This is a genomic window from Paracoccus shandongensis (assembly GCF_017315735.1).
Classification (GTDB): Bacteria; Pseudomonadota; Alphaproteobacteria; order Rhodobacterales; family Rhodobacteraceae; genus Paracoccus; species Paracoccus shandongensis.
Genome location: NZ_JAFLRK010000038.1, coordinates 23,540 through 30,756, shown reverse-complemented (window position 1 = coordinate 30,756; position 7,217 = coordinate 23,540). Strand labels below are relative to the sequence as shown.

The window sequence follows — 7,217 nt, the reverse complement described above, 5'->3', positions numbered from 1 at the left end:
GGCCTCGGCCTCGGCGGCGGCATCGCTGACGGGGGCCACGCCCGCTTCCCGGGACGCCTGGGCGGCTTCTGCGGCCACGTCGGCCGCCACGGCTGCGGCGTCGGCTGCCGCATCGGCCGCAGCCTCGGCCGCCTTTGTCACGGCGGGGGCCTCGGCCGTCACGGGGGCTTCGGCCAGGGGCGGGCGGGCCTGCTGCCAGAACCACCAGCCGCCGACGCCCAGAAGCAGAATCACGATCACGGCCAGAAGAATACGCATGGCGGGCAGTCCTTGCCTTATGGGTCGATTTGGCGCAGCTATGGCACAGCCTGGACGTGTGGAAAAGGCGGCGGACGGGCCAGGGCGGCCAGATATGCCGCCGGGTTGTCGATCAGCCTGTCAAATCCGGTTGAATCACGTCGTCTTCACGCTTATTTTCCGTCCATTCCGATTTGGCTATCCAAGGAGCACAGCCATAGCCCGCCGACCGCATAACGCACCGCCCACCCGTGACACTGGACCCCGCGTGAACGAACGCATCCGCGTGTCCGAAATCCGCCTCATCGGCGCCGATGGAGAGAATGTCGGCGTGGTTCCGCCCTCGGTCGGGTTGCAGATGGCGCAGGACGCCGGGCTGGATCTGGTTGAAATTTCTCCCAATGCCGTGCCGCCGGTCTGCAAGGTCATGGACCTCGGCAAGTTCAAGTATGAACAGCAAAAGCGCGAGGCCGAGGCCCGCAAGAAGCAGAAGATCATCGAGATCAAGGAAATCAAGTTCCGTCCGGGAACCGATACCCATGACTATGATGTCAAGATGCGGTCCGTGATGAAGTTCCTGGAGGAAGGCGACAAGGTCAAGGTCACCCTGCGCTTCCGGGGCCGCGAAATGGCCCACCAGGATCTGGGACTGGAACTGCTGAACCGCGTCCGCAACGACGTGGGCGAGGCGGGCAAGATCGAATCCATGCCCAAGCTGGAAGGCCGGCAGATGGTGATGATGATCGCGCCGAAATAAGCCGGTCCATCCGATGCAGAAAGGCCGCGCCGGCAGATGCCGCGCGGCCTTTTTCGTTACCAGCGGCCCGCCATCAGGCGCTGCCGGATCACCGCCTGGTCGTTGCGGATCATGCCGGGGATCAGGAACAGGTCGATGACCGCCCAGACCCAGACAAAGGCCAGCGGGATCCACCCGATCAGGATGGGCGCTGTCAACATGCCAAGGCCCGACAGCACCAGCATGACAAGGCCGCTGGCCCAGCGGCCCAGATACATGCGATGCACGCCCAGTCCCCACAGCAGGATCGCCAGAAGATAGGCGACCAGTTGGGACTTCGATTCGTTCGCGACGCGCTGCTCGATCAGCAGCTGTTGCTGGATAGTGTCCGCCAAGGCTCTCTCCATCACGCCGGGCGGATCAGCCGCCCCTTGCCCTGATAGATAGGAACGGCCGGGCCCCGCGCAAGGATCACGGGTCGATCAGTCAGGCCGCAGGAAGCGGTCGAACATCAGGCCGATGGGCCTGATCGGGCCCAAGGTGTCGTCGTTGCGGCTGACATCCACGACCCCCAGGTGATAGCGGCCCGGCTGCAACAGGACCGGGCCGACCCGCGCGTCCGTGCTGCCGTCGATGTCGTCGTTCTCGCCCTCCAGCGCGCCCGAGGCCGCGAACAGCACCAGCCGCGGATCAGCCCCGGCCAGGGATCCATAGGCGCTGACGACAAGAACCGTGGGCTTGTCCAGGTCGAAGCCCAGCCATTGCGTGGCGCCGTCATGCAGGACCACCGTCTGCTTCTGCTGCGTCAGGTCCAGCGCCTGCACCGGATAACTGCCATCCGAGGGCGGGTTTAGTTCCCCCTTGCGATAGGCGTTGCGCAGGAAGATCTGGGGGTCCAGGGTCTCGGCGCTGATGGTCAGTTCGCCCGGCTCGGACGACAGGGTGGCGGCGCCGATGCAGTAATCGCCCGCCGCCAGGGTGGACACGAAATCCAGCCGCGCGTTCAGCCCGTCGGCGTCGTCGTTCTCTCCGACCAAGTTGCCTTGGGCGTCGAACAGCTTCAGATAGGGGTCCAGGGTGGGGCTGGACGCGCGCAGCGTCACCGGGGCGGCCTGCGACAGGGTAAAGCGGTAATAGCCGACCCCTGTCCCGTCCTGCGTGGCGCTGACCGGCCCCTGGGCCAGCCGCTCGTTGATCGCGCCTTCGGCCAGGGGCGTTGCCGGGGTGTCGGGGGTGCAGGTGGCGATCCGGCTGCTTCCGCCTTCGCTGCCCTCATCCAGCAGCGCGGCCTGTTCGGGGCGCGACACCTGCACCGTGGCCGCCATGTCGCCGTCGCCCACCGACCGGACCGCCACGCAATAGACCCCCGGGCCCACCGCCGTTTCCAGCCGCGAATTGAGCGAGACCGGCGTGTCGTCGTTTTCCGCGATCACGTCGCCATCCTCGGTCAGCAGAGAGATCGCGGGATCGCCGTTGTCCGCGCTGGCCTCCACACGCAGGGCCTGGCTGGCGGCGGTGTTGCGGAAGGCCAGGACAACGGGCTGGCCCGCCACCCGCACCGGGGCCGACAGCGCGGCGTCAGTGGCCGCGATGTCCTGCCCGGCCTCGTCTTCGGCCAGCCAAGTGACCTGCGCCGCACCGCAGATCCGGGGCGCCTCCTGCGCAAGGGCGGGTGCCGCTGCAAGGGCAAGGCTGGCAAGAACGGAAAGGCGATAGGGCACGAAAGACCTCCTGCGGCAGGTGCCGGGTTCGGGCGAACTCTGGCACCGGGCGGGGGGATAGACAATTCCCGAAAGCCGAAAGATGCCCTGCCGTTCTGCTTGACGCTTGACCATCGCGCCTTTGGGCGGTTCAAGGCAGGCAAACGCCCCAAGCGCGAACCGGAAAGCTGCGTCATGAAGTTCACCCTCTCCTGGCTCAAAGAGCATCTCGACACCACCGCCACCCTGGACCAGATCGCCGAGGCGCTGACCGACCTGGGCCTGGAGGTCGAGGAGATCCGCGATCCCGCCGCCAAGCTGAAGACCTTCACCCTGGCCCGCGTGCTGCATGCCGAACAGCACCCCGACGCCGACCGCCTGCGCGTCTGCCGCGTGCTGACGGACGAGGGCGAGAAGCAGATCGTCTGCGGCGCCCCCAACGCGCGCGAGGGGATCACGGTGGTGCTGGCCAAGCCCGGCGATTACGTCCCCGGCATCGACGTGACGCTGGGCGTGGGCAAGATCCGCGGCATCGAGAGCCACGGCATGATGGCGTCCGAACGCGAGCTGGAGCTGTCGGACGAACACAACGGCATCATCGAGCTTCCCTCGGGACAGGTGGGGCAGCGTTTCGTGGACTGGCTGGCCGAAAACGCGCCCGAGAAGGTGGATCCGATGATCCACATCAAGATCACCCCGAACCGCCCCGACGCGCTTGGCGTCCACGGCATTGCCCGCGACTTGGCGGCGCGTGGCTTGGGGGTGCTGAAGCCCGTGGCCGATACGGTCGTGCCGGGGCGCTTCGCCAGCCCGGTTGGGATCAGCATCGACCCGGCGATTGCCGACAAGGCCCCCTATTTCGCGGGCCGGGTGATCCGGGGCGTCAGGAACGGCCCGTCGCCGGACTGGCTGCAACAGCGCCTGCGCGCCATCGGCCTGCGCCCGATCAACACGCTGGTGGATATCACCAACCTGTTCACATACGACTTGAACAGGCCGCTGCATGTCTTTGACATGGCACAGGTTTCCGGAGATCTTCATGTGCGTCCCGCCGCCGCCGGAGAGGAGATCCTGGCGCTTGACGGCAAGACCTATGCGCTGCCCGAAGGCGCGATGGTGATCGCCGATGCCAACGGCCCCGAAAGCATCGCGGGCATCATGGGCGGCGAACAGTCCGGCTGTTCGGACGACACGTCCGATGTGTTCCTGGAAAGCGCCTATTGGGATCCGATCGCCATCGCCGCGACGGGCCGCGCGCTCAAGATCAACAGCGATGCCCGCTATCGCTTCGAACGCGGCGTCGATCCGGCCTTCACCCGCCCGGGGCTGGAACTGGCCACGCAGATGATCCTGGACCTCTGCGGCGGAGAGCCCTCCAAGGTGGTCGAGGCCGGCGCGGTGCCGGATACCACGCGCGCCTATCGCCTGGACCCCGCCCGCACCGCCAGCCTGGTCGGCCTGGACATCCCGGCGGACACGCAGCGCGCGACCTTGACCGCCCTCGGCTTCCGGATGGAGGGCGACATGGCCCATGTCCCCTCCTGGCGCCCCGACGTGCTGGGCGAGGCCGACCTGGTCGAGGAAATCGCCCGCATCGCCAGCCTGACCCGGCTGCAAGGCCAGCCCCTGCCGCGCCCGCGCCCCGGCGTGCCGCAGCCGGTGCTGACGCCCCTGCAGGTCCGCGAAAAGGCCGCGCGGCGGCAGACGGCGGCGCTTGGCTATAACGAATGCGTCACCTACAGCTTCATCGACAAGCCCTCGGCCGAACTGTTCGGCGGCGGCGCGGATGCGGTTCGTGTGGAAAACCCCATCAGCAGCGAGATGACGCATCTGCGCCCCGACCTGCTGCCGGGCCTGTTGTCCGCCGCCGCCCGCAACCAGGCGCGCGGCTTCGCGGATCTCGCGCTGTTCGAGCTTGGCCCCGTCTTCGCAGGCGGCGAACCGGGCGAGCAGGCCACGCAAATCTCGGGCCTTATGATCGGCCATACCGCCCCGCGCGATCCCTTCGGCAGCCGCCGCAAGGTCGATCTTTACGACGCCAAGGCCGATGCCGAGGCCGTGCTGGCCACCCTCGGGTCGCCCGCCAAGGTGCAGGTGAACCGCAAGCTGGATCCCTGGTGGCATCCGGGCCGCGCGGGCAACATCGCGCTTGGCCCGAACGTGCTGGCGACATTCGGGGAAATCCACCCCCGTATCCTGCGCGCCTTCGACGTGAAGGGGCCGGCCGTGGCCTTCACCGTCCGCATCGCCAACGTGCCCTTCCCCAAGACCCGCACGGCGACGCGTCCCGCGCTGGCCATCTCGGAACTGCAAGCCGTGGAACGCGACTTCGCCTTTGTCGTCGATCCGCAGGTCGAGGCGCTGACCCTGGTCAACGCCGCCGCCGGGGCCGACAAGGCGCTGATCGACAGCGTGACGGTCTTCGACCAGTTCACCGGGCTGGAAGGTGGCAGGAAGTCCATCGCCATCACCGCCCGCCTGCAACCGCGCGACAAGACCCTGACGGACGCGGAAATCGAGGCCGTCAGCCAGAAGATCATCGACAAGGTGCAAAAGGCCACCGGCGGCACCCTGCGCGCCTGATCCTTCATCTTGGCTTAAATATCCTCGGGGGGTCCGGGGGGCGAAGCGCCCCCGGCCTTCGCGGGACGCAATTCCGCCACCACGAACAGCCGCAGCGCGGTCGCCAATCCCACCTCGGGCGGCCGGGCATGGTCGATCCGGCCGATCAGCTCCGCCCGCGTCATGCCGCGCGCGCGGGCGGCCTCGGCCACGCCGCGCCAGAACGCGTCCTCCAGTGAGACCGAGGTCCGGTGCCCGTCGATGGTGACCGACCGCTTGACCGGCGGTGTCATGGGCGGCAGGTCAATCATCTTCGCAGGCATCGTCGCGGCGATGCGCGTCGAGGATGCGGGCGGCACGGTCCGCTTCGGCCTCTCGCGCCTCGCGCACGGGCTTCGCCTCGCCGAACCTGGCCGCGTTCACGTCGCCCGCCGCGCGTTTCGCATCGCGGTCGCGCTGCTTGCGGGCCTGGCGCAGGTTGATGATCTTGGTCATGCGGGTCCAATGGAAGAGGGCGCAGTCATCATACCGCGCCCCATCCCGATACGGTCAAGCGGCGATCAGCCCTTGGGGCTGATCATGTCCTCGGGGCGGACGACGCGGTCGAAGGTCTCGCCATCGACAAAGCCCAGGGCGATGGCTTCCTCGCGCAGGGTGGTGCCGTTCTTGTGGGCGGTCTTGGCGACCTTGGTGGCGTTGTCATAGCCGATGGTCGGCGCCAGCGCCGTCACCAGCATCAGCGATTCCTTCATCAGCTTCTCGATCCGCGCCACATTGGCCTGCGTGCCCACCACCATGTTGTCGGTGAAGCTGCCCGCCGCGTCGCCCAGAAGCTGCATGGATTGCAGCACGTTATAGGACATCATCGGGTTATAGACGTTCAGTTCGAAATGCCCCTGCGACCCGGCGAAACCGATGGCGGCATCGTTGCCCATGACATGCGCGCAGACCATGGTCAGCGCCTCGGCCTGGGTCGGGTTGACCTTGCCCGGCATGATCGACGACCCCGGCTCGTTTTCCGGCAGGATCAGTTCGCCCAGGCCGGAACGCGGGCCGGACCCCAGCAGGCGCATGTCGTTGGCGATCTTGAAGAGCGACGCCGCCACCGTCTTCAGCGCGCCCGAGAAGAAGACCATCGCGTCATGCGCGGCCAGGGCCTCGAACTTGTTCGGTGCGGTGACGAAGGGCAGGCCGGTGATCGTGGCGATCTCCGCCGCGATGGCGGTATCCCAACCCTTCTTCGTGTTCAGCCCGGTGCCGACGGCGGTGCCGCCCTGGGCCAGTTCATAGATGTCGGTCAGGGCCAGCTTGACCCGCTCGATCCCCTTGGCGACCTGATGGGCATAGCCGCCGAATTCCTGGCCCAGCGTCAGCGGCGTCGCGTCCTGCGTATGGGTGCGGCCGATCTTGATGATGTCCTTGAATTCCTGCGCCTTGGCGTCCAGGGCCGCGTGCAGCTTTTCCAGCCCGGGGATCAGCGTGTCGCGCGCCATCATGCCGATGGCCACGTGCATCGCCGTCGGGAAGGTGTCGTTCGAGGACTGGCCCATGTTCACATGGTCGTTCGGATGGACCGGCTTCTTGCTGCCCATCTCGCCGCCCAGGATCTCGATGGCGCGGTTGCTGATCACCTCGTTCGCGTTCATGTTCGACTGGGTGCCCGACCCCGTCTGCCAGACCACCAGCGGGAAGTTGTCGTCGAACTTGCCCTCGAACACCTCGGTCGCGGCCTGTTCCATGGCCTTGCCGATGGCGGGGTCCAGGTCGCCATTGGCCTGGTTCACCCGCGCCGCCGCCAGCTTGATCGCGCCAAGCGCGCGGATGATCGCGACGGGCTGGCGTTCCCAGCCGATGGGAAAGTTTTGGATGGACCGCTGCGTCTGCGCGCCCCAGTATTTGCTGGCGTCAACCTCCAGCGGGCCGAAGCTGTCGGTCTCGATGCGGGTCTTGGTCATGGAAAGGCTCCCTCGCGGTTTGGCGCG

At 67.3% G+C, this 7,217-nt stretch carries 8 protein-coding genes; 2 read left to right on the top strand and 6 right to left on the bottom strand.

Going from position 1 to position 7,217, the window contains the following annotated elements:
- The coding region (locus JX613_RS17225; protein ID WP_207102705.1) for a hypothetical protein at positions 1–258 on the bottom strand (258 nt) is incomplete at its 3' end.
- A 247-nt stretch (positions 259–505) separates the two neighbouring features.
- Here JX613_RS17225 and infC point away from each other — a divergent pair.
- Positions 506–994, top strand: a complete 489-nt coding sequence (gene infC / locus JX613_RS17220) for a translation initiation factor IF-3 (protein WP_336512328.1) — start codon at positions 506–508, stop codon at positions 992–994.
- Positions 995–1,050: 56 nt separating this feature from the next.
- On the opposite strand, the gene JX613_RS17215 is transcribed toward infC, so the two are convergent.
- Both JX613_RS17215 and JX613_RS17210 read right to left on the bottom strand, forming a co-directional pair.
- Entirely contained in the window at positions 1,051–1,368 is a 318-nt protein-coding gene (locus JX613_RS17215; protein WP_237168669.1) for a TM2 domain-containing protein, read from the bottom strand.
- 87 nt (positions 1,369–1,455) lie between these two features.
- Positions 1,456–2,694, bottom strand: coding sequence for a DVUA0089 family protein (locus tag JX613_RS17210; protein WP_207102703.1), 1,239 nt, complete (start codon positions 2,692–2,694; stop codon positions 1,456–1,458).
- A 174-nt stretch (positions 2,695–2,868) separates the two neighbouring features.
- Between JX613_RS17210 and pheT the strand changes: the two genes are divergently transcribed.
- Positions 2,869–5,256, top strand: coding sequence for a phenylalanine--tRNA ligase subunit beta (gene pheT, locus JX613_RS17205; RefSeq protein ID WP_207102706.1), 2,388 nt, complete (start codon positions 2,869–2,871; stop codon positions 5,254–5,256).
- A 14-nt stretch (positions 5,257–5,270) separates the two neighbouring features.
- On the opposite strand, the gene JX613_RS17200 is transcribed toward pheT, so the two are convergent.
- From JX613_RS17200 to fumC, 3 genes are all read right to left on the bottom strand, one after another.
- On the bottom strand, positions 5,271–5,528 hold the full coding sequence (locus tag JX613_RS17200; RefSeq protein WP_336512327.1) for a ribbon-helix-helix domain-containing protein: 258 nt from the start codon (positions 5,526–5,528) through the stop codon (positions 5,271–5,273).
- Positions 5,529–5,538: 10 nt separating this feature from the next.
- A complete protein-coding gene (locus JX613_RS17195; protein ID WP_207102701.1) occupies positions 5,539–5,730 on the bottom strand; it encodes a DUF4169 family protein in 192 nt (63 codons plus the stop codon).
- Between the two features lie 65 nt (positions 5,731–5,795).
- Complete coding sequence (gene fumC, locus JX613_RS17190; protein WP_207102700.1) at positions 5,796–7,190, bottom strand: class II fumarate hydratase; 1,395 nt, start codon at positions 7,188–7,190, stop codon at positions 5,796–5,798.
- Between the last annotated feature and the right edge of the window lie 27 nt (positions 7,191–7,217).